Source organism: Nonomuraea sp. NPDC050783 (assembly GCF_040802095.1).
GTDB lineage: Bacteria > Actinomycetota > Actinomycetes > Streptosporangiales > Streptosporangiaceae > Nonomuraea.
In genome coordinates, this window is record NZ_JBFAHK010000005.1 from 206305 (window position 1) to 228651 (window position 22347).

The window sequence follows — 22347 nt, forward strand, 5'->3', positions numbered from 1 at the left end:
ACCTTCGCGAAGTGTTTCATTGACATATCCGATCCACAGGCCAGGAGGCAACCGATGTCAGATCGGTATACGAATGTTGCCCGGGACAGCGCACGAGTCGGTGTGCAGATCGGCAAAGCCATCGGCGACGTCACTGTCGGATCCCCATGCTCTCGGAAGGACAATCTTCGCGACCGGCTGGCCGAATTGCGTTCGGCAATGCGCCGATCGGTCGCCTCCAAAGCACTCCAGCCCGAGCTGCACAGACTGGTCGAGGCCGAGCTGAGCGAGGTGGACGCCTATCTGGAAACCGGCGACGAAGAACGACGCGGGAAGATGCTGATGGCGCTGAAGAAAGCGAAGGGCCTGCTCGGCGATTTCGCCGATCTGGCGTCGATAGCGGCTCTCGCCCTAGCAGTAGGCCAAGGCCTCAGCTCATGAACGGGGGGTGGCCCGGATTCAACAATGTCGCTATGGACGATGCGCACGTTGATGCGCAAATCGGATACGTAGATGGCAATGTCACCATCTATTCGGTCTCCAAGAACGATCACCCGCGACGTAAGTATGAGGTTGGGCGCAACTACCTCGACGGCGACATGCCTCGACGAGCCGAGGCCCTGATCGAGGAAGCGGCGATGGACGGCCACCGATCCAGCGAGGTGGCTTATTACTGGGTTCTGGCGACGCTGAGCGATCGATCGTTCGATCACCTGGGACCTGACGAGTTCAAACACCTGACGACCGCGGGCGCCATGGCCGCGCAGTTCCCCTACGACTCATGGCGGCAGGCGTTCGACGTGGTGTTCGAGCTCATCCGCTGCATCACCGAGGAGGAGGAGCACGGGGTGACCGACCTGCCACGCTTCTCCGCCGCCTTCGACGCCTATCAGGCGTTACCGAAAGCGCGCCGGGACGAGATTCACCGACATCTTGAAATGATATTGAACGGGTGGATCCAGGATCAGGTCGAAGAGCTGGAAGCGCGGCACGTACAGGCTATGCGCACTGACGGCAACCGGCAGAATCGCGTGTGGAAGTTCTTCGAACCGGTTCCCACAGCGCCCAGGCGGATCATGATCCCCAGTCCGACGCTGGAGCCCGGCAAACGGGTCAAGGTCATCGTCGGAGCCACGTTCGGCTTCATCGGATTCCTCTGGGTGGTGGGCCTCATGGCCGCCAGCAGTCTGGCCGCCACGATCGTGGCACTCGTACTGGTCAGCGCATGGGTCATCGCCATCGTCATGACCGGTCTGTCGCGACGCCTGGACAGCCAGGAAACGCCGGGGACATGGTGGAACGAAGGCTTCGCCGCGTCAGTCTCGGCGAGCGTCGACCACTGGTTCCAGCGGTCGGGCCCCGCGGATCCCGTCGCTGCCCGACAGTGGCAGTGGGACAACGAGCCCGTGCGACAGAAGCTCAAGGTGGACCTGGTTCACCTGTACGGCAGCGATCACGACAGGGTGGGGCCGATCAGGTGGCTTGTCCGATGGCACGCGGAGAACGCCGCCCGGCAATTCAGCGGAGGCGTCTCGCTCCGGTCCGACGGTCCACCGGCCGCGGTCGTGGCGGGATACGCGGCCTTGGCGATCGCCGGACTCATCGCACTCATCGGTGCAGCCGCTACGAGCTTCCTCGGCATGCTGGGAGCCGGGTCGCTGCTGGGCTTGGCCGGAGCAATGGCATGGAAGGATTCCCTCGACTATCTCGCCTCGGCCATCAGCCACTCACGGCTCGCAGGAGAGGCGGATCGCCGGCTCGCCGCCGAGCAGCAAGAGTACGAACGCTGGTGCCACGTACTGTCCGATCGGCCCAGCGACGCCGAGATGGCAGCCTGGCTCGACTACGACAAGATGACGATCAAGTCACTGGCGTTGAAGCATTACGGCCTGAGCAACCGCGACGTCATCGCACACCTCACTCTCACCGAAGGCGCTCTACGGTGCCGACGCGCCCGCGTCCTGTACGGCCCGCTGCGCTACTCCGCTTATGTGGTGTTGCTCTTCTTGCTCACCGAGGGTGGCGTACGGCAGGTCACCGTGGACCTGGACTTCGCCACAGGAGCCATACACGATGAGCGGCGCACCACGTTCAGATACGAGATGATCGCCTCCGCGAGAGTTACCGAGGTGGGGGTGCGCTTCGAACACGGTCATCGGCGCGTGCTGACCCGTGAGGAGATCCGGCCTTATGACCAGCAGGCATTGGTGCTCAGTCGCGCCTTCCGACTCTCGCTCGTCAACAGGCAGCACATTGACGTGCTCGTGGACAACTACGAGGAAGGTCTGTTCGACCGGGTACGGGAGAACATCAACTTCCTCACCGCCCTCGCTCTCGACACCTCGGGCGTGACCGGAGCGCTCAGGATCCTGGAGGCGGTGTCCGCGGAGGGCAGGGAATGGCTCGTCCACGAACGTGCTCGCCGCCGACGCCGGCTTCGTGATTTCAGGGAAAGCCAGAAAATTCCGGGCTCCATTGGTCTGTACTCCCCGCCGATGGTCTTGCCCGGCGCCCACGACGACCCTCCTCCGGCAGGACCCGCCTGAGCTGCCGCGCATACGCCGATCCGGCTGCTGATCAACCCAACGGGCGCTCCCGCCCGGGGCCTGATCGGGAAATGCCGGTGATCCACCTTCGAACGTGGCCGGTCCGCCTCCGCGGGACAGACTGATCCAGAGGGCCTCTTGAGGCTGTGGACGACAGGCGGGGAGCAGGGGCGTGAGCGACTGGACAGGTTATGGCATGCTCGGGCTCGGCCGGACGGCGGGCGGCGCGCGGCGCGGGTCCCTCCGCCAGGCGGCCGGGCGGGCCGCGGCCGCGGCCGGGTGGTTGTCGCTGGCGGCGGCGGTGCCGGCCACCGTGCTGGCGGTCGTGCTGGCGGTCGTGCTGGCGCACCCGGCGGTGGCCGGGGCGGTGGCCGGGGCGGTGTGGCCCCATCCGGTGCTGGCCGCGCACGTCGGCGTCCTGGGCCTGGTCGCGCTCGGCGCGCGCCACGCGGCGCTGGCCGGCCGGCGGGCCCGCGCCGAGCAGGCCCGCGCGGCGCTGCTGGAGGAGCGGGCGCGCATCGCGCGGGAGCTGCACGACGTGGTCGCCCACCACATGTCGCTCGTCGCGGTGCAGGCCGAGGCCGCGCCCTACCGGGTGCCCGACCCGCCCGCGGAGCTGGCCCGCAGCTTCGCCACGATCCGGGCCAGCGCGATCGAGGCGCTCGACGAGCTGCACCGGGTGCTCGGCCTGCTGCGGGACGGCGCCCCGTACGGGTCGGGGCCGCCGCCCGGCCTGGACCGGCTGGAGGAGCTGGCCGAGCGGATGCGTGGCGCCGGCATGCCGGTCCGCCTGCGGGTCGGCGGCGAGCGCCGGCCGCTGCCGCCCGGCGTCGAGCTGTCGGCCTACCGCATCGCGCAGGAGGCGCTGAGCAACGCGCTGCGGCACGCGCCGGGCAGCGGGGCGGAGGTCGCGGTGGCGTACGAGCCGGACCGGCTGCGCCTGCGCGTGGACAACGGCCCGGCGCGTCCCCGCCGGACCGGCGGGGACGGCAGGACCGGCGGGGACCGCAGCGGGGACGGCAGCGGGGACGGCAGCGGGGACGGGGGCGGGGATGAGGGCGGTCAGCAAGGGCAGGGGCAGGGGCACGGGTTGCTGGGCATGCGGGAGCGCGTGATCCTGCTGGGCGGGGACCTCAGGGCGGGCCCGCGCCCGGACGGCGGCTACACCGTGGCCGTGGAGCTGCCGCTCGCCGGCGCCGGGCGGGCCGGGAAAGGCGGGGCCGCGTGACCATCCGGGTGCTGATCGCCGACGACCAGGCCATGGTGCGGGAGGCGTTCGCCGTCCTGCTGGACGCGCAGCCCGACATCGAGGTGGTGGGCGAGGCGGTGGACGGCCACGACGCGGTGGCCAAGGTCGCCGAGCTGCGCCCCGACGTCGTGCTCATGGACGTGCGCATGCCGGGCCTGGACGGCCTGGAGGCCGCGCGCCGGGTCATCGGCCGGACCAAGGTGCTGATGCTGACCATGTTCGACCTCGACGAGTACGTCTACGAGGCGCTGCGCTCGGGCGCCAGCGGCTTCCTGCTGAAGCAGGCGACGGCCCGGGAGCTGAGCGAGGCGGTACGGGTGGTGGCCGGCGGCGACGCCCTGCTGGCGCCGTCCGTCACCCGCCGGCTGATCGGCGCCTTCGTCCGGCTCCCCCCGCCGCGCCCGTTCACCGGCCAGGCGTACGGCACCCTCACCCGGCGCGAGACCGAGATCCTGGTGCTCATCGCCCGCGGCCTGTCCAACACCGAGATCGCCGCGCGGCTGGTGATCGCCGAGCAGACCGTGAAGTCGCACGTCAGCAGCGTCCTGGCCAAGCTCGGGCTGCGTGACAGGACCCAGGCGGCGGTCCACGCCTACGAGAGCGGCCTGGTCACCCCCTACCTGAGAGCTAGATCGGACGATCCCTCTCCAGCGTCATGACCGGCGGCCGGTCCGGACCGTAGGTTCCGGGGCAAAGGAAGGTTCCGGGGCAAAGGACCTAAGGAGGCTCGTGGCCAGCTTTCCCGACCTTTTACACCGCGCCCTGTTCACGTCCCTGTCCCTGCTCGGCCGCCGTGGCCGCGGGGCCGTCCTGCGCCGCTACTTCGACTGGTGGCACCGCCGTCCCGACCCCTGGAACCTGACCGGCGACGCCTACGAGCAGCACAAGTACCGCATCACGATGGAGCTGATCCCGGCCGTCCGGCACCGCCGCGTGCTGGAGGCCGGCTGCGCCGAGGGGGTCTTCACCGAGCTGCTGGCCGAGGCGTGCCCGGAGGCCGACATCACCGGCATCGACATCTCGGAGAAGGCGCTGGAGCGGGCGCGGCGGCGCAACGAGCGCTTCGCCGGGCGAGTCCGCTTCGTCCACGCCGACCTGCTCGACCACGGCCTGCGTACCGGCTTCGACCTGGTGGTGTGCGCGGAGATCCTGTACTACGTGGGCGGCGGCGACCGGCTGCGGCACGCCTCCCGCCGGCTGACCTCGCTGCTGGCCCCCGGCGGCCACCTCGTCCTGGTGCACCCGTGGCCGGAGGCCCGGCGGCTGCACCGCTTCGCCGACGCCGCGCCGGAGGTGGCCAAGGTCGGCGAGCACGTCGAGCTGGACCGCGCGCGGCCGTTCTCGGTCTCCCTCTACCGGGCGGCGGGCAGCCGGCAGGTCCAGGACGCCTGAGACGGCGTACGGATCCGGCGAATTCTCCGGCCCGTCCCGAGTGGTCCACCAGCGGCGATAAGGCCGGTGTCAGGGGGTGGCGGGCGGCCCGATCTCCCGCTTAAGCAGGTCTTACCGGCCACTGATCATCCTGGTGTCATCGGGACGCTAGGAGATGACATGGACGCGAACGAGCCTCGTGAGCAGGGTGCCGGCGGCTGGACCCAGTTCGGTGACAAGCCGCCCTCGGTCGGCGGGTTCCCGCGCAAGGAGCCGGTGGGCCCGGCCCTGCCGCCGCCCCCGCCGCCGCCGCGGCGGCCGGGGTTCCTGCTGAGCCGCAAGGCGGTGGCCGGGCTGGCGCTGGCGGCGGCGGCCGCGCTCGGGGTGACGGCGCTCGGCGGCGGAGCCGTGGGGGCGTACCTGGCGGGGGCGGACCGGCCGGTGGCGGCGGTCACGGCGAGCGCGCCGAGCCCGGCCTTCCGGACCGTGGCCGACCAGCTCACGGTGGCCGAGGTGGCGGCGAAGGTGCAGCCGTCGGTGGTGATGATCCAGGGGCAGAGCGCCGAGGGCTCCGGCGTGGTGCTGTCGGAGGACGGGCTGATCCTCACCAACAACCACGTGGTGAGCGGGCAGGGCGACGTCCTGACGGTCAAGTTCAACGACGGCAAGACCGCCAAGGCGAAGGTGGTCGGCACCGACCCGGCGACGGACCTCGCCGTCATCCGGGCCGAGGGCGTGAAGGGCCTGGCCAAGGCCACGCTGGGCAACAGCGACCAGCTCAAGGTGGGCGACGACGTGCTGGCCCTCGGCAGCCCGCTCGGCCTGGACGGCACGGTGACGGCGGGCATCGTCAGCGCCCTCGACCGTACGGTCACGGCGGGCGACGGCGGCGGCGGCGACGGCCGGCAGTTCCCCTGGGGACAGCAGCAGCAGGCGGCCGAGACCACGACGCTCGGCGGCATGATCCAGACCGACGCCGCGATCAACCCCGGCAACTCCGGCGGGGCCCTGGTCAACGCGGCCGGCGAGCTGGTGGGCATCAACAGCGCGGTGTCCGCCCAGGGCGTCAACCTCGGCTTCGCGATCCCGGTGAACACCGCCAAGCAGGTCGCCGACCAGCTCATCAGCAAGGGCAAGGTCAGCCACGCCTTCCTCGGGGTGAGCGTCACCGACGCCACCGGCGACGTGCCCGGCGCGCTGATCCGCCAGGTGAGCGCGGGCAGCCCGGCGGACAAGGCCGGGCTCAAGCAGGGCGACCTCATCACCAGGATCGGCGACACCGAGGTCGAGGGCGGTGACACGGTCGTCGGGCAGGTCCGCGGGTTCACGGTGGGGCAGCAGGTGCGGATCACGTACCTGCGTGACGGCGAGGAGGAGACCGTCACCGCGACGATGGCCGAGCAGAAGTAGGAGGAGGAACCGCCGCGTGCCGGGTCGCCACGGGGGCGGCCCGGCACGCGGCGGTTCCGGCTCAGACCCGGTCGGCGGCGATGAGCAGGTACTGGAAGCTGCCGTTCTGGTAGGCGTCCAGGAACGCCTGCTCGATGCCGGTCGCCAGGTGGCTCTTGGCCCGCAGCTCCCAGTAGGGGATGGTGGCCGCGGTCATGTCGATGACGCTGGCCGGGACCAGCCGGTTGGCCACCAGCTCCCTGAAGTAGGTGCTGCGGGAGTGGATGTCGCAGATGTAGTGGGCGTTGATCTGGCTGATGGCCCGGGAGGGCAGGCCGTAGGCGTCGTTGTAACAGCCGGTGATGCAGACGTAGCGGCCGCCGCGGCGCAGCAGCCGGGCGTGCTCGGCGAACAGCAGCGACAGCTCGACGTACATCGTGCTCTCGTTGTTCCAGATCGCCTGGTAGGAGCCGGACTCGAAGCGGGTGTCGAGCATGTTGCGGAAGTGGAAGCGCACCTTGTCGGCCACGCCGCGCAGCCTGGCCTGCTCGTTGGCGAAGGAGACCTGCGTCTCGGAGATCGACACCCCGTCCACGTGGCAGTCGTGGCGCAGGTTGGCCAGGAAGCTGGAGCCGCCCCGGCCCGAGCCGGCGTCCAGGACGCGGTCCTCGGATCGCAGCCGGCCGAGGTGCCCGACCAGGGTCTCGGCCTGCTGGGTCTCCAGCCGGTGCAGCTCGCTGACGATGCGCTGCTCGCGGGTCTCCTCGGGGCCCTCCAGCACGGACCAGTCGACGGGCCCGATGCCGTAGTGGTGGTGGTAGAGGCCGTCCACCTCGCCCAGCTTGAGGTTGACGGGGTTGTGCTCGGCGTTCCAGTAGTCGGCGACGGAACGCTGGTACTGGCTGCCCAGCACGGAGTGGTGGGCGTTCGTGGTGGTCACGCGGGCGGGGTCCTTTCCGGGGGTCATGACTGGTAACGGGCGCTGCTGCCGTGCCATTCGAGGCAGCCGGCCATCCACGCCTGCGCGCCGCGCAGGAACCGCTTCAGCTCCGGCGACGGCGCGCAGGCCAGCTCCTGACGGCTGGCCTCGAAGCCTCGGACGAAGTCGTTGTGCAGGTGGACGGCGCGCTCGGTCGCCTCCTCGACCGAGCAGCCCTCCTCGGCGGCGATGAGCAGGATCACGTTGCTGTCGGGCAGCTCGTCGGCGGCCTCCCGCGCGACCGAGTGCAGGTCGTTGACGAGGACGCTGGCCGTGCCCGCCTGCATGAGCGCGGTGTGGAAGCGGCGCTCGTAGAACAGGTCGGCCGGCAGGTGGTAGCCGCCGGTGATGTCGATGAGCGTCATCGAGGTGTAGAAGCTGTCGTGCTGGCGGGCCGCGAGGTAGCGCCAGGCGGGCGGCGGGGTCTCCAGGTAGCGCCAGGCGGCGTAGGCGCACCAGCTCACGTACATCTGGGACGTGATGGTGCAGACCCGCATGACCTGCGAGGGCAGGGCGTGCCTGCTGAGGTGGGCGGTGGCCGAGCGGAGCGCGACCAGCACGGGGTCGGCCGCGATGGCCTCCTCCAGCAGGCGGGTGTAGTCGCCGGCCGGCGGCGGCGGGTCCATCGCCGACATCACCAGCGCCAGGCGGGGCGGCAGCTCGGTCGGGGTGGCGCCGAGGTCGCTCTCGTCGGCGTAGTAGTCGTCGGCGGCCCACCAGGCGCTGTTCATCTGGGCCGCCACCAGCAGCAGGTCGGGGTCGTCGGTGTCGGGGTGGGTCAGCATGGCCAGGCGGCCGTAGCCGGTGCGGCCGAACTCCTCCAGCCGCCCCTCGTGCAGGCCCGTCCGCTCGGCCCAGGCCAGCAGCCGCCGGTCGACCTCCGCGCCGAGGCGGTCGTCGACGCGGACGGTGGCGGGGCAGAGCAGCGGAGGGTACGAGCCGTCGCCCCACGGGCGCTCGCGGTAGGCCAGCGGCTCCAGGCCGGCGTGCCGGGGCGGCGGGGCCATGCCGGGCTCGTGCCCGTCGCCCTCCTGCCCGGCGCCCACGTGCCCGACGCCGACGTGCCCGGCGTCCGCCTGCCCGGCGGGAGCGGGGCGGAGGAGGCTGAGCGCGGAAGTGCCCAGACCTGTGGGCAGGACCGGGATCCGGTTGGGGGGCATGACGCTCCTCACAGGGGACGGCCTCACGGGGGCGGGCCTCGCGGGGGTACGGGAACGGGTCAGGAGCGCGGCGCGGCGATGTCGGCGTTCTCCAGGATGCCGATCGCGTCGGGCACCAGGATCGCGGTCGAGTAGTAGGCGCTGACCAGGTAGGACATGATGGCCTTGTCGTCGATGCCCATGAAGCGCACGTTGAGCCCGGGCTCGTGCTCCTCCGGCAGGCCGGTCTGGTGCAGGCCCACCACGCCCTGGTCGTCCTCGCCCGTACGCATCGCGATGATCGAGGTGGTCTGCTGGGCGCTGACGGGGATCTTGCCGCAGGGGAAGATCGGGATGCCCCGCCAGGCGGGGATCTCGTGGCCGTTGACGTCGGCGCTGCCCGGCACCAGGCCGCGCTTGTTGCACTCGCGGAAGAACGCGGCGATCGCCTTGGGATGGGCCAGCAGCAGGCGGGTCTTGCGGCGCATGCTGATGAGGTCGTCCAGGTCGTCGGGGGTCGGCGGGCCGGACCAGGTGGACAGGCGCTGGTCGTAGTCGGCGTTGTGCAGCAGCCCGAACTCGCGGTTGTTGAGCAGCTCCCACTCCTGGCGCTCGCGCACCTCGTGGACGGTCAGGCGGAGCTGCTGCTCTCGCTGGTCCATCGGCCCGTTGTAGAGGTCGGCCACGCGGGTGTGCACGCGCAGGACGGTCTGGCAGACGCTGAGCTCGTACTCGCGGGGGCGTAGCTCGTAGTCGACGAACGTGCCGGGGAGGACCGGCTCGCCGGTGTGCCCGGCCGCGACCTCGACCGCCGCCTCGCCCCGGCGGTTGACCGGCCTGCGCGCTTCGGCGAGGTAGCGGTCGAGGTGTGCCCGCAGGCCGGGGGCGCGGGCGAGGACGCGCTGGAAGCCGGCCCACGGCGAGACCAGGATCGTGCCCGCGGTGGCCGCCCGCACCGTGCACGACCAGCGAGGATCGTCCTGGCCGAGCGCCTCGTCGCCGAACTGGTCGCCGTCGGTGAGGACGCCGAGGGCCTCGGTGGTGCCGTACTTGCCGGTGGCCAGCTTTTCCAGGCGGCCGTGGGCGACGATGTACGTCTCGGTGATCGGGGCGCCGGCCCGTACGATCACGTCGCCGGGGCGCACCTCGCGCGGGGAGAACGTCGCGGCGACGGCCGCCAGCACGTCGAGGTCGTCGTAGCCGCGCAGCGCGCGCAGCTCGGCCAGCGTCTCGGGGATGATCCGCACGTCGTCGGCCCCCTGCTGCACCACGCTCACCCGGCCGCGCCCGACCCGGTGCGTCAGGCGGCGGTTGACCCGGTAGGTGCCGCCTCGCACGTCCACCCAGGGAAGCATGCGCAGCAACCACCGCGAGGTGATGGCCTGCATCTGGGGGCGGGTCTTGGTGGTGGTGGCCAGGGTGCGCGCCGCCCTGGTGTCCAGGCTCAGCCGCTGCTCGGTGGGGTCCGTGGGCATCTTCCCTCACAATCGCCGGCTTCTCGTTACCGAACGTATTCATCCGAACACATTCGGCAGAGTCTCCTGACGGATAGGGGATGCTTACCTCTCGTGCCGGCGGCCCCGGCAGCCGCGTGGCGAGCGGGGCGTGCGTCTCGTCGTGGTGATCGTCGAAGGCCGCGGCACCAGGTGTCAGGCCCCCAGGTCGCGGACGATGTTGTCCAGCCGGTGCGCCAGGTCGTCGAGGAGCTGGTCGGCCGGCTGCCCGGCGGGCACCCAGGCCAGCACCTCGTCGCGGCGGGCGACGATCAGCCCGCGGTGGGCCTCGTCCACCTCGGCGTCGGGGAGCACCACGCACTCGCCGCGCACGAAGACCAGGGTGGCGTCGTCCCGGTCGGCCTCCAGGAGCCTGCGTACGCACTCCCGGTCGATGAGCTGGGTGCTGCTCATGGCGTCCCGATGCTCGCTCGTCATGTCATGTCTCCTCGTCGCTCGGGCAGGGCCCACATGCCCCGCCCCGGTTCATCCGAACGTGGGCGGCCCGCCGCCCGAGCGCGCCCTGCGCGCCCCGAACGCCACCAGGTACACCGCCGCCGCCAGCGCCACGACGGCGGGCACGATCGCCAGTGCCGGGTTCCCGGCCAGCAGCGCCCACACGGCCAGGACCACCCCGGCCAGCAGGACCAGGCCGGCGGCGAGCAGCCGGTGGCTGACGGAGTTCCTGGGCGGCGGCGCCGCCGCCCAGTCCCCGCGGCCGGCGCCCGCCACGTCGGGCACGCCGGTGTCGCTCACCTTCCCGGTCGCCGACTCGGACTCGGGGGGCGGCGGTTCGCGCAGCACGGGTGCGAAGAACTCGTCGTCCGGGTCGTTCTCACGGTCGTTCATGGGGGTTCACCTCGGGAGTGGTCAGCCTCTGATCGAGATGCGGCGCGAGCGGCCCTGAGCGGTCTTGGGGACGCGCACGGTCAGCACGCCCTCGCTCAGCTCGCAGCCGACCTTGCCGGTGTCGGCGTCGGTGGGCAGGATCGTGCGGTAGACGAACGTGCCGGCGCGCCGCTTCAGCGTGTTGCGCCGGTCCTCCTCGGCGATCTCGCCCGAGATGCACAGCTCGCAGCCGTCGATCTCGACGTTGACCTCGTCCCGCCGCAGGCCGGGCAGCTCCGCCCGCACCAGGTACGCCTCGGGCGTCTCCTCGGTCTCGGCCACCGGCCGCCAGGCGGTGGCGTCGGCCTCGACGCCCTGCTCGAACAGCCGGCCCATCTGGTCCCAGAGCTGCTGGAACTCGGTGAAGGGGTCCCACGAACGGGTGGGCAGGCCCGCGCCGCCCCATCGTGCGGGCGATCTGTGACGCCTGGTGGGCAGTGCCATCGCTTTCACCTCCGTAGCGGCAGGAACGTCGTCGTCCCTGCTCATGTGGCTCATCGCGTCCCTACCCCTGCGTTAACCAGCAAACTCGGCGAAGCGCCGTTTCCTGACACTCCGGTGAACCGCGCTTGGCCCGATGCTCGGTGAGGGCACACGCGCGCCGTCACGACCCCTCCCACCTGCCTCGATTACTGTGAGTGATCGAGTAGGGAGGAATCGACCATGGCACAGGAACCGAGGATCGACGTCGAGATCAACGCCAGGACCGTCGAGAGCAGCCTGGCTCCGGAACAGATACAGAGCATCGCGAGCGCCCTCGGCGACCCGGGGGTCTGGTTCGCCACCCCGCCGGTGCGGGAGGGCGAGGCGGCCAGGCCCGACGCCGTGTGGGAGCTGGTCGCCGACCGGCCGCACCGGGGTCACGTGGCGACCGGCCGGGCCCACGTTCACCTGGCGGCCGGGCGCGCGGCGCCGGTCCGGCCGCTGATCTTCGCCGACGGCTTCAACTACGGCCCCAGCGACCTGGCCGGCATGTGGCGGCACTTCAACGCCCCGTACGAGCCGGGCGTGCCCGGCCTGCTGGACCAGCTCCTGGCGATGGGGATCGACGTCGTGCTGCTGGGCTTCGACCAGCGGCAGGCGTACGTGCAGGCGAACGCGGGCGTGGTGATCACCTGCCTGCTGCGGACGCTCGCCGAGCGGCGGGGCGACGCGCCGCTGACCGTCGGCGGGGTCGGCTCGGGCGGCATGATCGTCCGGTACGCGCTGGCCCGCATGGAGAGCGAGGGCCTGGACCACCAGACCGACAAGTACTTCTCCTACGACACCCCGCACCTGGGGGCGTGGATCCCGCTGGTGCTCCAGCAGCTCGCGTACCTGCACGAGACGATCCAGCCGCGCCGCGACGGGGCCGGGCAGGCCGAGCTGATCCGCAGCCCGGCGGCGCAGCAGCTCCTGTGGGGCTGGGTGCCGGGCACGAGCTACTCGGGGCCGGTCACCACCTCCAGCCCGCTGCGCAAGGAGCTGCTGGACGACCTGCACCGGGTCGGCTGGTTCCCGATGCGGCCGTACAAGCTGGGCCTGGCCAACGGCGCCGGCGACGGCCGCGGCCCCGACCCGCGCCCCGGCACCCCCGTGCTGGACCTGGACGAGGGCCCGCTGCGCCTGGTGGCCAGGGTCCAGCCGGACATGGGCGAGCTGCGCAACGTCGGCGCGATCGGCTTCGGCGAGCCGGTGTGGACGAGCGCGACCTCGCACGTGGCGGCGTTCGACGGCGCGCCCGGCGGCACGCTGGACGCCTTCGGCCGGGTGGCGGACGCGATGGGCCTGGCGATCCAGGACCGCTTCCGCGGCACCTGCTTCGTCCCGTCGGTGAGCGCGGTCGCGCTGGCCGGGGATCCGGTGGCCTGGCAGGCGGAGCTCCACGCCGACCTGGGGGAGCTGCAGAAGGACGAGACGTTCCTCGACGCGTTCCGCTGCGACACCGGCAACCGCCCGCACGGCGCGGTGTCGAAGACGCTGGTGGAGTGGTTCGTGGACCAGCTCGCCGGCTGGTGAGCGGGGGCCGCGGGGGTGGGTGAGGGGCGCCGCGGGCGGCGCCCCTCGGTGCCTCAGCGACTGCCCCGGTGCAGCACCAGGAGCTGGTCGCGGGTGGCGTTCTTGTCGCGGAAGGCGATGGCGGCCGGCGCCTCGGCGGAGTAGTGGCCGGGCAGCCGCTCGTCGGCGCTCCAGTTCGCGCCGTCGAAGGCGGCCCACCAGAGGCTCTGGTCCGTCGCGCCGCGGTGGACGACGTACAGGCGGTCCTTGTAGACGGTCAGCGCCGGGCCCTCGGCCGAGAAGTGGCCGGGCAGCCGCTCGTCGGGGCTCCAGTTCGCGCCGTCCCAGCGGGTCCACCACAGGGCGGTGTCGTCACCGGCGCCGCGGTGCACGCAGTAGAGCTGGCCGCGGAAGACGGTCAGGGCCGGGTTGGCGCGGCTGGCGTGGTCGGGGAAACGGCGGTCGTCGCTCCACCGGTTGCCGTCCCAGGTCGCCCACCACAGGCTGTCGTCGTCCGCGCCGCGGTGCACGCACCACAGCTGGCCGTCGTAGCCGGCCAGGGCCGGGCTGCTGGCGCTGAAGTGGCGGGGCAGCTTGGCGTCCGGGCTCCACTTGGAGCCGTCCCAGCGGGTCCACCACAGGGCGGCGTCCTGGCCGGCGCCGCGGTGCACGCAGTAGAGCTGGCCGTCGTAGGCGGCGAGGGCCGGGGCGCTGGCGCTGAAGTGCTTGGGGAAGCGCTGGTCCTCGCTCCAGCCCTGCTCGGCGTCGTACACGGCCCACCACAGGGCGGAGTCGCCGTCGCTGCCGCGGTGGGCGACGTACAGCCGGTCGCGGTACTCGGCGAGCGCCGCGCCGGAGGCGGTGAAGTGGTCGACGAAGCGCTGGTCCTCGCTCCAGCCCTCGCCGGGCTCGTGGACCGCCCACCACAGGCGGGCGTCGGCGGCCGGCGCGCCGACCACGCGGATCGGGACGAGCGAGGCGGGCGCGGTCCACGGCGAGACCAGGCGGGCGCCGTACGGGCGGGCGACCGAGCCGATCCAGCGGGCCTTGTTGCGCGCCGACCACTCGACGATCGGCGCCAGCCAGCCGCCGAGCGCCGCGCCCGCGACCTCCCCGATCAGGGAGGCGAGCTCGGCGGCGCGCGCGGCGGCGGTCTCGTTGAGGTTGATCTCGAAGCCCCACCAGCGGGCCACCGGCCACACCTCGGCGCCGCTGGCGCGCAGCTCGCTCTGCAGCCGCTGGACGCGGTCCTGGTCGCGGCCGTCGAGCTCGCGGATGCGGCGCTCGCTGTCGCGCCTGGCCGCCAGCCACTCGGCCTCGGCGGCGGCGCGGTTGGCGAGGTCGTCGCCCTCCAGCAGCTCGGTCTCGACGGCGAGCTCGACCGCGGCGGCGGCGATCGGGTCGTCCTGCGCGCGGAACAGCGCGGTGTCGCCGTCGAAGCCGAGCTCGGCCTCGGTCCTGTCGGCTCTGGTCTCGTCCATGTCCAGCCCCCTGGGATGTGTGATGCGTATATGCATGAACCTGACACATAGTAACTGTCGGTGTTCAAGCAGTTACAGAGGGGATGGGTGGTGAGCGGTAAAGGTCCTATGCGGCCCGTTTCCTGGCGGCTCCGGCCAGGAGATAACCGGGCAGCGGCGGCTCGCCGATGAGCGGTCCCTCCTCCGGCCGCCAGTCCGTCACCGGCACCAGGCCCGGCTCGATCAGCTCGAAGTCGCCGAAGAACGCCAGGATCTCCTCGCGGGTGCGGCCGGTGGCGCCGCCCGTGGAGGAGTTGCGGTAGATGTCCTTGACGGCCTCCTCCGACTCCGGGCGGCCCAGGCTGGAGACGGCGTGGGTGAGCACGAGGTAGCTGCCGGGCGCGAGCGCGTCACGCAGGATCTTCACCATGCGGTGCGGGTCGTCGGCGTCCAGGACGAAGTGCAGGATCGACACCAGCAGCACGCCGACCGGCTCGTCCAGGTCGAGCAGCCCCTTGACCTCGGGACGGTCCAGCAGCTCGGCAGGGCGCAGCAGGTCGGCCTCGACGAACGCGACCCGCCCGGCCTCCTCCAGCAGCGCCCTGGCGTGCGTGGCGACGACCGGGTCGTGGTCGACGTAGACCACCCTGGCGTCCGGCGAGACGTCGCGGACCACCTCGTGCACGTTGCCCTGCGTGGGCAGGCCGCTGCCGAGGTCCAGGAACTGCCGGACGCCGGAGGCCGCCAGGTGCCGCACCGCGCGTTGCAGGAAGGCGCGGTTGGCACGGGCCAGCCCGGCGGCCTGCGGGATGTGCTCGGCGAGCCGCTCGACCGCCGCGCGGTCCACGGCGAGGTGGTCCTTGCCGCCGAGCAGGAAATCGTACATGCGGGCGAGATTCGGCATGTGCGGGTCGAAGGCCACGAAGTGATCGTAAGCCTGGCCGACCTCCCGTGGGCAGCGGCAAGGGGAAGGCCGCATGTCCGGAATCGCGGCGATCGCCCGCGGCGCTAGAGGGCGGCGCCAGGGGCGGCGGGCAGGACCAGCGTGAAGACCGTCCGGCCCGGCTCGCTGGTCACCTCCACCCGCCCCTCGTGGGCGGCGGCGACCGCGGCCACGATGGCCAGGCCGAGCCCGCTCCCCCCGGCCAGCCGCGAGCGCGACCCGTCACCCCGCGCGAACCGGCCGAACACGTGCGGCAGCACGTGCGGCGCGATGCCCGGCCCGTCGTCGGCGACCTGGACGCGCACCTCGCCGCCGCCCAGCAGCACGGTCGTGGTGACGGTGGTGCCGGGCGGGGTGTGGGTGCGGGCGTTGGCCAGCAGGTTGGCCAGCACCTGGTGCAGGCGGTCGGCGTCGCCGACGACCAGGGCGGGCTGGTCGGGCAGGCCGACCAGCCAGCGGTGGCGGGGCGCGGCGGCGTAGGCGTCGCCGACCGCGGTCACCGCCAGCGGCGACAGGTCCAGCTCCTGCCGCTCCAGCGGGCGGCCCGCGTCCAGCCTGGCCAGCAGCAGCAGGTCCTCGACCAGCGTGGCCATCCGGCCCGCCTCGGAGCGGATGCGGCCGAGCGCGTGCGTGGTCTGCGGGCCGTGCGGCTCGCCGCTGCGCTCGGTCAGCTCGGCGTAGCCGACGATGGAGGCCAGCGGGGTGCGCAGCTCGTGGCTGGCATCGGCGATGAAGCGGCGCAGCCGGGTCTCGCTCTCGTGCCGCACCGCGAAGGCGGTCTCGACGTGCCCGAGCATGCGGTTGAACGCGCCGCCGACCTGGCCGACCTCGGTGCGCGGGTCGGTGTCGGCCTCGGGGACGCGGGCCAGGCGCACCGCGTCCCCGGTGGCCAGCGGCAGCTCCGACACCCGGGCCGCGGTGGCGGCCAGCCGGCCGAGCGGGCGCACGGCGCGGCGCACGAGCAGCGTGCACGCGGCGGCCATCAGCGCCACCCCCGCCAGCGTCACCGCGGCCTCCACCCCGACCAGCCGGGCCAGCGTGGTCTGCACGCCGGTGAGCGGCAGCCCGGTGACCAGCACGTCGCCGTCGAGAGCCCGCCGGCTCGCCATCCGGTAAGCGCCGAGCGGCCCCAGATCGACGGTGACCGGCCGGCCGGTGACGGCGGCGACCTCCGGGGGCGCGGGCACGTCCCGTACCGTGCCGCCGGTCAGCACCGCCGCCCGGCGGATCTCGCCGAGGCGTACCCGCGCCCCGAACGTGCCCTCGGCCTGCCCCGGCACCATGAGGAACCCCACCTCCCGCGCCCCGGCGGGCACGCCGTCCCCCGGGAGCTGCCCCGCCGCGCCGGCCGAGCGGCCCGCGGCCGAGCTGACCTGGAGGTCCAGCCGGTCGGTGAGGAAGTCGTCCAGCAGCAGGGTGGTGGCGGTGGCGATGACCGCGGAGACGACGGCGAGCAGCGCGATCGACGAGACCACGAGCTTCGTCTCCAGCGACATGGTCATCCGGCCGGGCGCAGGGTGTAGCCCACGCCGCGCACGGTGTGGATCATCGGCTCGCGCCGCGCGTCGATCTTGCGGCGCAGGTACGAGATGTACAGCTCGACGACGTTGCTCTGGCCGCCGAAGTCGTAGGCCCACACCCGGTCGAGGATCTGCGCCTTGCCGAGCACCCGGCCCGGGTTGTGCATGAGGAAGCGCAGCAGCTCGAACTCGGTGGGCGTCAGCTTGATCTCCTTGCCGGCCCGGCGCACCTCGCGGGTCTCCTGGTCGAGCGTGAGGTCGCCGACGACGAGCACGGCGTCCGGCCGCACCCGCACCGCGCCCGAGCGGCGCAGCAGGCCGCGCAGCCGGATGACGACCTCCTCCAGGCTGAACGGCTTGGTGACGTAGTCGTCGGCCCCCGCCCGCAGGCCGGCCAGCCGGTCCTGGACCGAGTCCTTGGCGGTCAGGAACAGGATCGGCACGCCGGGCAGCACCGCGCGCAGCCGTGGCAGGAGCTCGATGCCGTCCATGTCGGGCAGCATCACGTCCAGGACGATCGCGTCGGGGCGGAAGCCGCGGGCCGCGCGGACGGCCTCGCTCCCGTTGTGGGCGCTGCGGACGTCCCAGGACTCCTGCCGCATGACCATGGACAGGAGTTCGGTCAGCGCGGGCTCGTCGTCCACGACGAGGATGTTGATGGAGCTGCCGTCGGGGCGGCGCACGGGCTCGGACTGGAGGTTCGGGCTGGTCGTGTGCATGGTCGAACGATGGCGCACCCGGATGAGGGTTCGCTGATGCGAACATGTGAATCGGCTGTGAGAAGGGGCTCTGACCTGCAGCGGAGGGGCCCGGCCTGAGCGGTGCGCACCGCCCGGGCCGGGCCCCTCCTATCCCTTTGAAGCGCTGTCGCTGCCGCAGGAGTCACCCAGAGCTGTTCCCCCCTTCCCCTAAAAGAGCTTTCCAGACCAGACGTTGGCGGCGGAGGCGTAGACGCTGTAGGTCTCGCCGTCGAAGTACGGCGAGCTGATGTAGTCCACGCGGTCGTTCTCGTCCTGGTCGTAGAAGGCGCTGGTGACACCGTTGAGGTAACCGGTGCGCTTGGCGCTGCTGTACTTGACCAGCCAGGGGCCGCCGTCGGCGCCCGCGGTCATGGAGCACTTCAGGCCGACGTGCTCCTCGATCTTCTTGGCGGCCGAGCCCACCGTCTTGGCCGTGGTCGTGCCGTAGCACCACTTGGGCGTGACGCCGGTGAAGGGCTTGTTGCCGTCGGGCTGGGGCGCCTGCGGGTAGCCGAAGACGTAGTGCGCCTTCTTCAGCGGCTGGTTCCAGGCGATGCCCTGCCCGCCGACGTTGTCGCCGAGGCGGCCGGCGTCCTCGACCTCCAGGCCGCGCCGGGAGGTCGTGCTCTTCTTGATCGTCACGCCGTTGTAGACCGAGACGAAGGCGTAGTCGCGGTCGTAGTCCTCGTAGACGCTGTAGTCGTAGTGGACGAACGCCTGCTTGCCGACGTAGACGCCCCACGGGGCCTTGCCCTGGTAGTAGCCGGGGACGAAGACCCAGTTGTCGAGCAGCTGCTCGTCGTTGGCGGTGTCGTACACGCAGTGGCCGGCGGTGGCGACGATGTTGCGGTACTTGCCCTGGATCGAGGAGGCGGAGCACCAGCGCTTGTCGCCGTCCTGGTCCACGAAGAAGACCTTGCCGATGGTCTTCGGCAGGTTCACGTTCTTGGACTTGGTGGTGGTCGTGGTGCTGCCGGTCGGGGCGACCGAGCCCGCCTTGGTGTCGGTGGTGGCGGTGCCGGTCGAGGTCAGCTTGTCGACGTCGGTGGTGTCCTCCTCGACGTAGGTGGCGGCCCGCAGCGCGGCGCCGTTGTTCTCCAGCCAGAACCGGGCGATGCCCTGGGCGCTGGTGATGCTCACGTTCTCGCTGTGCGCCACGTGGTCCTTGGCCTCGGCGGCGCCGGCCGCACCGGCGAAGGAGGCGGTGAGCAGCGCGGTGGCGGCCAGCCCGCCGCCGGCGGGCACGAGGGTGTGCTTGATCTTCAAGGGAGGTGCTCCTTGTTCGTCGCGGGAACGCCATGAGCGTTCGGTGCGTCTATGGGGCAGGAAGGTATCCCTCTTGACCCGGGCTTTATGTCCCCTTTGTCCGGATTTATCCGGCGCACAGGTTGCCGTGATCGGACCGTGATCTTCCGGCCGGAGCGCTTTCCCCGCCCGACGGGATATTCCACGAGAACGCTGGGAATTCTCTATGAGAAATTATGTGTCGCACCTCACAGGTGGCGCCGTTATGCGCTCCCACCTGCTCTTATGCGATTCATAAGGTCGTGACAGGCTTCTCTTAGATTCGTTCTGCAGAGTGTTCGGCAAGGGATGGCCTTCGGGGCTGAATACAGATGGTTCGGCCAGGCCGGTCCCAGGAATGGATTCTCGAGTAGTGCGCTTCTCCAAGCCCTTCACCGTGACCCTCGCCGGCGCCGCCCTCCTCGCCCTGCCCCTGTCGGGCGCGGCCCTCGCCGACGCGCCCGAGCCGGCCGCGACGGCCAAGGCCCTGCGGCCGGCCCACGCCGACCCGGCCACGAGGCAGGACGACCGCGACCGGAAGGACGTCGAGCGCAAGGAGCCGCGGCACCAGAAGGTCTCCCTGTCGGCCTCGGTCAACCCCAGCCGGGTACGCGCCGGCCAGTCCTACGGCGTGACGATCGTCGTCAAGGGCCTGTCCACCGGCACCGCCACGGTGACCAGCCCCGAGGGCAAGAGCTACCGGGTGGCCCTGTCCGGCGGCCGCGCCACCAGGAAGCTGACCGTCCCGTCCAGGGCGAAGGCCGGCAGCAGGACGGTGACCGTCAAGGCCGGCGGCACGACCGCCACGGCCTCCTTCACCGTCGTGGCCCCGCAACCGCGCGAGCGCGACGACGACCGCCGCCGTCACCACGCGACCAAGTAGACCCGTCCGGCCTCCGGGAACGCGGCGCCACGCGCCCCGGGCCCGCCCATGCCATCTCCCCACACCACCCCGCCGAGCACCGGTACCGGAATCCCCCGGCACCGGGCCTCCGGCGGGGTGGTGGCGTTTCTCCCTCAGTTGAGCCCCATCTCCGCGGCGATGGCATCCCAGACCTCCCTGGTGGCACGCCCACGACCGCGAGCCGTCTCTTCCCTGGTCACGATCCGGCCGGATGCCCAGATGGTTCGCCGGATGACGTATTGTCCGCCCTCAACACAGAACTCCACCTCCGCGTCGTTCACGGTGATGAAATCCCGTACGCGGCACGTTCCACCCCGCAACGTGTACGGACGCCATACGAGATCATCGATCATCGCGAACGCCGCGCTGCGGACGCAGGGGCCGCCTCGTCCGATCCGACGGGAATCCTCAGCTTGAGGATGACGATCTGCGCCGAGTTGCCCATGCTCACACTGTAGACCTCTGTAAACGTCAGTAGAAGTATGTAGGTGTTTTGTCATGCCAAGCGCCCTTTATGGTTGGCCGCGTGGCAAGGGATGAGAAGAAGCGGACCGATGATCTCGGTGCGGAGATCCCGGCGATCGATCCGCGCGGGATCGAGCTCGTCTACATGATCATCGCGGATCACATCGCCGGCCAGATCGAGAGAGGAGAGCGGGCCACCGGCTCCCGCCTGCCGTCCGAACTCGAACTCTCCAACGCCTGGGGAGTGGCGCGGATGACCCTGCGACGCGCCATCCGGGAGCTGAAGGAGCGCGGCCTGGTACGCGCCGTGCACGGCAAGGGAACGTTCGTCGCGCCCCCGGAATCCAGGGCGCCGCGAACGAGCAGCGAGTAAGGCCCTCCTGGGCCCTCGGCAACGACGTACCAGCGCTCATGGCCACCGCCCTGCCCTTGGAGCCGTCCGCGTCGCGCAACCGGATCGAGCAGGTGGAGACCGCACGGATCCCTACTCGTGGGCGACCGCCGAATGGCGGCCGGGCGGCGGGGAGTACGAGGTCTACCAGGTCGGCGACCGGCCCCTGTGGGAGGAGACGGCCGACGCCTACTTCAGGTGGGTGAGCTGGGGCTTCCCCGACCGCGACCGCTTCGGCATGACGGTGACCCGGGAGGGCCGGCGGGTGTGGCTCGACGCTCCCCGACACAAGCTGCCGGACCACCCGGCCCTCCGATGATCCGGCCGATGGACACCTTCACGTGCGGGACGAACCGACCGGAGGCGGCAGGCGTCGAACCATGAGGTGACCGGAGCCGGATCAGGAGCGGAGGCGCGATGCCGCCCGTGGAGGATGACGACTCGTCCGAGGACGTCGCCGCCGTCGCGGCGCTGATCCTGGACCTGTGCCTGCTGATGGCCGCTGTGGTCACCATCGGCTGGGCGCGCGACCGTGGCGTGCTGTGCGACGGCTCCACCGTGCTCTGCTCGGGCGGGGACCTCACTCCTGAGCGGTGGCAGGCGGAGATGACCTTCCGCTCCGCCGTCGCCTACGGCTGCTACGCGGTCGTGGCAGCGGTCATGGCCGCCGTCGCGGTGGCCGCCCGGCGGCGCGGGCGCAACGCCGTCATGGTCATGCAGCTCGTCGCCCTCGCGGTCGTGGTGACGCTCGCCGTCCTGTGGCGGCCGTACTCCCCGCTGCACTGACGAGTACCCGACCCTGTTGAGCGGGCAGGCTGGACAGTGTGCTCACGCGAGCCGTGACTGGCCGCTCGTTCCCCAAGGCAGGCGCAGGGTGCTGCGCGAGTGGGAGGAGGTGGCGCGGCGGGTGGCCGACGGGAGCCTGGCGGAGGTGGCTCTCAGTGGCGGGGCGTGGTGCTGAGCCGCCCGCGTCGCGCGCCCCGCTAGATCCGATCTAGCGGGTGATCTAGCGCCTTCCTGGTGAGAGCACGGAGGGAGGTGCGGCGGCGATGACCGGCAGGCTGCGGATCGCGGTGATCATCGGCAGTACGCGGGCCGGGCGGGCCGGCGAGGCCGTCGGGCGGTGGTTCGCCGAGCACGCCGCCCGCCGCGACGACCTGGCCGTCGACCTGCTCGACCTGGCCGAGTACGCCTTCCCCGGACGCTACCCCGAGCGGGCCACGCCGGCCATGCGGGCGTTCACCGGCGCGGTCGGCTGCGCGGAGGCGTTCGTCGTGGTCACACCCGAGTACAACCGCAGCTTCCCCGCCTCGCTCAAGCAGGCCGTCGACTACGCCTACGACGAGTGGCAGGCCAAACCCGTCGGCTTCGTGGCCTACGGCTCCGGCTCCCGTGGCCTCCACGCGGTCGAGCAGCTCCGCACGGTGTTCTGCGCCCTGCACGCCATGACGGTACGCGACTGGGTGGGCCTCGACCTGCTCGGCGACGCGGGCTTCACGCCCGGCGGCCGTCCCCGCGACACCGACGACCGGCTGCGCTCCGTCGCCGCCGTGCTCGACCAGCTCACCTGGTGGGGACGGGCGCTCCGGGACGCCCGCCGCGCCCGCCCGTACGTCTCCTGACCGCTCCT

The 22347-nt window shown here is 71.7% G+C and carries 22 protein-coding genes; 11 read left to right on the forward strand and 11 right to left on the reverse strand.

Going from position 1 to position 22347, the window contains the following annotated elements:
- Positions 1 to 102: 102 nt before the first annotated feature.
- From AB0H75_RS15590 to AB0H75_RS15615, 6 genes are all read left to right on the forward strand, one after another.
- Entirely contained in the window at positions 103 to 420 is a 318-nt protein-coding gene (locus AB0H75_RS15590; protein WP_367796425.1) for a hypothetical protein, read from the forward strand.
- A 32-nt stretch (positions 421 to 452) separates the two neighbouring features.
- Entirely contained in the window at positions 453 to 2525 is a 2073-nt protein-coding gene (locus AB0H75_RS15595; RefSeq protein WP_367796427.1) for a hypothetical protein, read from the forward strand.
- A 172-nt stretch (positions 2526 to 2697) separates the two neighbouring features.
- Positions 2698 to 3753 (forward strand): sensor histidine kinase, encoded by a 1056-nt coding sequence (locus AB0H75_RS15600; protein WP_367796429.1) that lies wholly within the window; start codon positions 2698 to 2700, stop codon positions 3751 to 3753.
- Complete coding sequence (locus AB0H75_RS15605; protein WP_367796431.1) at positions 3750 to 4433, forward strand: response regulator; 684 nt, start codon at positions 3750 to 3752, stop codon at positions 4431 to 4433. Before AB0H75_RS15600 ends, AB0H75_RS15605 begins: the two co-directional genes overlap by 4 nt.
- A gap of 70 nt (positions 4434 to 4503) precedes the next feature.
- The gene (locus tag AB0H75_RS15610; protein ID WP_367796433.1) at positions 4504 to 5166 is read left to right on the forward strand and encodes a trans-aconitate 2-methyltransferase; all 663 of its coding nucleotides are present in this window, start codon (positions 4504 to 4506) and stop codon (positions 5164 to 5166) included.
- Positions 5167 to 5325: 159 nt separating this feature from the next.
- Entirely contained in the window at positions 5326 to 6555 is a 1230-nt protein-coding gene (locus AB0H75_RS15615) for a S1C family serine protease (protein WP_367796435.1), read from the forward strand.
- Between the two features lie 61 nt (positions 6556 to 6616).
- Here the strand turns inward: AB0H75_RS15615 and AB0H75_RS15620 are convergent, their stop codons facing one another.
- From AB0H75_RS15620 to AB0H75_RS15645, 6 genes are all read right to left on the reverse strand, one after another.
- Positions 6617 to 7474 (reverse strand): geranyl diphosphate 2-C-methyltransferase, encoded by an 858-nt coding sequence (locus AB0H75_RS15620; protein WP_367796437.1) that lies wholly within the window; start codon positions 7472 to 7474, stop codon positions 6617 to 6619.
- Positions 7475 to 7497: 23 nt separating this feature from the next.
- Complete coding sequence (locus AB0H75_RS15625; protein ID WP_367796439.1) at positions 7498 to 8673, reverse strand: family 2 encapsulin nanocompartment cargo protein terpene cyclase; 1176 nt, start codon at positions 8671 to 8673, stop codon at positions 7498 to 7500.
- A gap of 59 nt (positions 8674 to 8732) precedes the next feature.
- Complete coding sequence (locus AB0H75_RS15630; RefSeq protein WP_367796441.1) at positions 8733 to 10127, reverse strand: family 2B encapsulin nanocompartment shell protein; 1395 nt, start codon at positions 10125 to 10127, stop codon at positions 8733 to 8735.
- Positions 10128 to 10301: 174 nt separating this feature from the next.
- Positions 10302 to 10583, reverse strand: a complete 282-nt coding sequence (locus AB0H75_RS15635; protein ID WP_367796443.1) for a hypothetical protein — start codon at positions 10581 to 10583, stop codon at positions 10302 to 10304.
- A 48-nt stretch (positions 10584 to 10631) separates the two neighbouring features.
- Positions 10632 to 10994 (reverse strand): hypothetical protein, encoded by a 363-nt coding sequence (locus tag AB0H75_RS15640; RefSeq protein ID WP_367796445.1) that lies wholly within the window; start codon positions 10992 to 10994, stop codon positions 10632 to 10634.
- A 21-nt stretch (positions 10995 to 11015) separates the two neighbouring features.
- Complete coding sequence (locus AB0H75_RS15645) at positions 11016 to 11477, reverse strand: Hsp20/alpha crystallin family protein (RefSeq protein WP_367796447.1); 462 nt, start codon at positions 11475 to 11477, stop codon at positions 11016 to 11018.
- Between the two features lie 219 nt (positions 11478 to 11696).
- Here AB0H75_RS15645 and AB0H75_RS15650 point away from each other — a divergent pair, with 219 nt between their 5' ends.
- On the forward strand, positions 11697 to 13031 hold the full coding sequence (locus AB0H75_RS15650) for a hypothetical protein (RefSeq protein ID WP_367796448.1): 1335 nt from the start codon (positions 11697 to 11699) through the stop codon (positions 13029 to 13031).
- 53 nt (positions 13032 to 13084) lie between these two features.
- Here the strand turns inward: AB0H75_RS15650 and AB0H75_RS15655 are convergent, their stop codons facing one another.
- The 5 genes from AB0H75_RS15655 to AB0H75_RS15675 form a co-directional block, all read right to left on the reverse strand.
- Positions 13085 to 14491 carry a hypothetical protein gene (locus AB0H75_RS15655; RefSeq protein WP_367796450.1) on the reverse strand — a complete coding sequence of 469 codons (1407 nt, stop codon included), beginning with the start codon at positions 14489 to 14491 and terminating at the stop codon, positions 13085 to 13087.
- Positions 14492 to 14597: 106 nt separating this feature from the next.
- The gene (locus tag AB0H75_RS15660; RefSeq protein ID WP_367796452.1) at positions 14598 to 15392 is read right to left on the reverse strand and encodes an SAM-dependent methyltransferase; all 795 of its coding nucleotides are present in this window, start codon (positions 15390 to 15392) and stop codon (positions 14598 to 14600) included.
- A gap of 86 nt (positions 15393 to 15478) precedes the next feature.
- The gene (locus AB0H75_RS15665) at positions 15479 to 16915 is read right to left on the reverse strand and encodes a sensor histidine kinase (RefSeq protein WP_367796454.1); all 1437 of its coding nucleotides are present in this window, start codon (positions 16913 to 16915) and stop codon (positions 15479 to 15481) included.
- On the reverse strand, positions 16912 to 17652 hold the full coding sequence (locus AB0H75_RS15670) for a response regulator transcription factor (protein WP_367796455.1): 741 nt from the start codon (positions 17650 to 17652) through the stop codon (positions 16912 to 16914). The genes AB0H75_RS15665 and AB0H75_RS15670 overlap by 4 nt, the downstream gene beginning before the upstream one ends.
- Positions 17653 to 17841: 189 nt before the next feature.
- Positions 17842 to 18939: a serine protease gene (locus AB0H75_RS15675; RefSeq protein WP_367796457.1), complete on the reverse strand. Its 1098-nt coding sequence runs from the start codon at positions 18937 to 18939 to the stop codon at positions 17842 to 17844.
- A gap of 391 nt (positions 18940 to 19330) precedes the next feature.
- Here AB0H75_RS15675 and AB0H75_RS15680 point away from each other — a divergent pair, with 391 nt between their 5' ends.
- From AB0H75_RS15680 to AB0H75_RS15695, 4 genes are all read left to right on the forward strand, one after another.
- Positions 19331 to 19840 carry a hypothetical protein gene (locus tag AB0H75_RS15680; protein WP_367796459.1) on the forward strand — a complete coding sequence of 170 codons (510 nt, stop codon included), beginning with the start codon at positions 19331 to 19333 and terminating at the stop codon, positions 19838 to 19840.
- A gap of 547 nt (positions 19841 to 20387) precedes the next feature.
- Positions 20388 to 20699, forward strand: a complete 312-nt coding sequence (locus tag AB0H75_RS15685) for a GntR family transcriptional regulator (protein WP_367796461.1) — start codon at positions 20388 to 20390, stop codon at positions 20697 to 20699.
- Positions 20700 to 21134: 435 nt separating this feature from the next.
- Complete coding sequence (locus tag AB0H75_RS15690) at positions 21135 to 21503, forward strand: hypothetical protein (protein WP_367796463.1); 369 nt, start codon at positions 21135 to 21137, stop codon at positions 21501 to 21503.
- A 263-nt stretch (positions 21504 to 21766) separates the two neighbouring features.
- Positions 21767 to 22339 (forward strand): NADPH-dependent FMN reductase, encoded by a 573-nt coding sequence (locus AB0H75_RS15695; RefSeq protein ID WP_367796465.1) that lies wholly within the window; start codon positions 21767 to 21769, stop codon positions 22337 to 22339.
- Positions 22340 to 22347: the final 8 nt, after the last annotated feature.

Coding starts and splice junctions, on each gene's coding strand:
- AB0H75_RS15690 (WP_367796463.1), top strand. CDS start 21,135: ATGCCGCCCGTGGAGGATGACGACTCGTCCGAGGACGTCGCCGCCGTC.
- AB0H75_RS15635 (WP_367796443.1), bottom strand. CDS start 10,583: ATGACGAGCGAGCATCGGGACGCCATGAGCAGCACCCAGCTCATCGAC.
- AB0H75_RS15650 (WP_367796448.1), top strand. CDS start 11,697: ATGGCACAGGAACCGAGGATCGACGTCGAGATCAACGCCAGGACCGTC.
- AB0H75_RS15665 (WP_367796454.1), bottom strand. CDS start 16,915: ATGACCATGTCGCTGGAGACGAAGCTCGTGGTCTCGTCGATCGCGCTG.
- AB0H75_RS15595 (WP_367796427.1), top strand. CDS start 453: ATGGACGATGCGCACGTTGATGCGCAAATCGGATACGTAGATGGCAAT.
- AB0H75_RS15655 (WP_367796450.1), bottom strand. CDS start 14,491: ATGGACGAGACCAGAGCCGACAGGACCGAGGCCGAGCTCGGCTTCGAC.
- AB0H75_RS15625 (WP_367796439.1), bottom strand. CDS start 8,673: ATGCCCCCCAACCGGATCCCGGTCCTGCCCACAGGTCTGGGCACTTCC.
- AB0H75_RS15630 (WP_367796441.1), bottom strand. CDS start 10,127: ATGCCCACGGACCCCACCGAGCAGCGGCTGAGCCTGGACACCAGGGCG.
- AB0H75_RS15695 (WP_367796465.1), top strand. CDS start 21,767: ATGACCGGCAGGCTGCGGATCGCGGTGATCATCGGCAGTACGCGGGCC.
- AB0H75_RS15640 (WP_367796445.1), bottom strand. CDS start 10,994: ATGAACGACCGTGAGAACGACCCGGACGACGAGTTCTTCGCACCCGTG.
- AB0H75_RS15645 (WP_367796447.1), bottom strand. CDS start 11,477: ATGGCACTGCCCACCAGGCGTCACAGATCGCCCGCACGATGGGGCGGC.
- AB0H75_RS15615 (WP_367796435.1), top strand. CDS start 5,326: ATGGACGCGAACGAGCCTCGTGAGCAGGGTGCCGGCGGCTGGACCCAG.
- AB0H75_RS15670 (WP_367796455.1), bottom strand. CDS start 17,652: ATGCACACGACCAGCCCGAACCTCCAGTCCGAGCCCGTGCGCCGCCCC.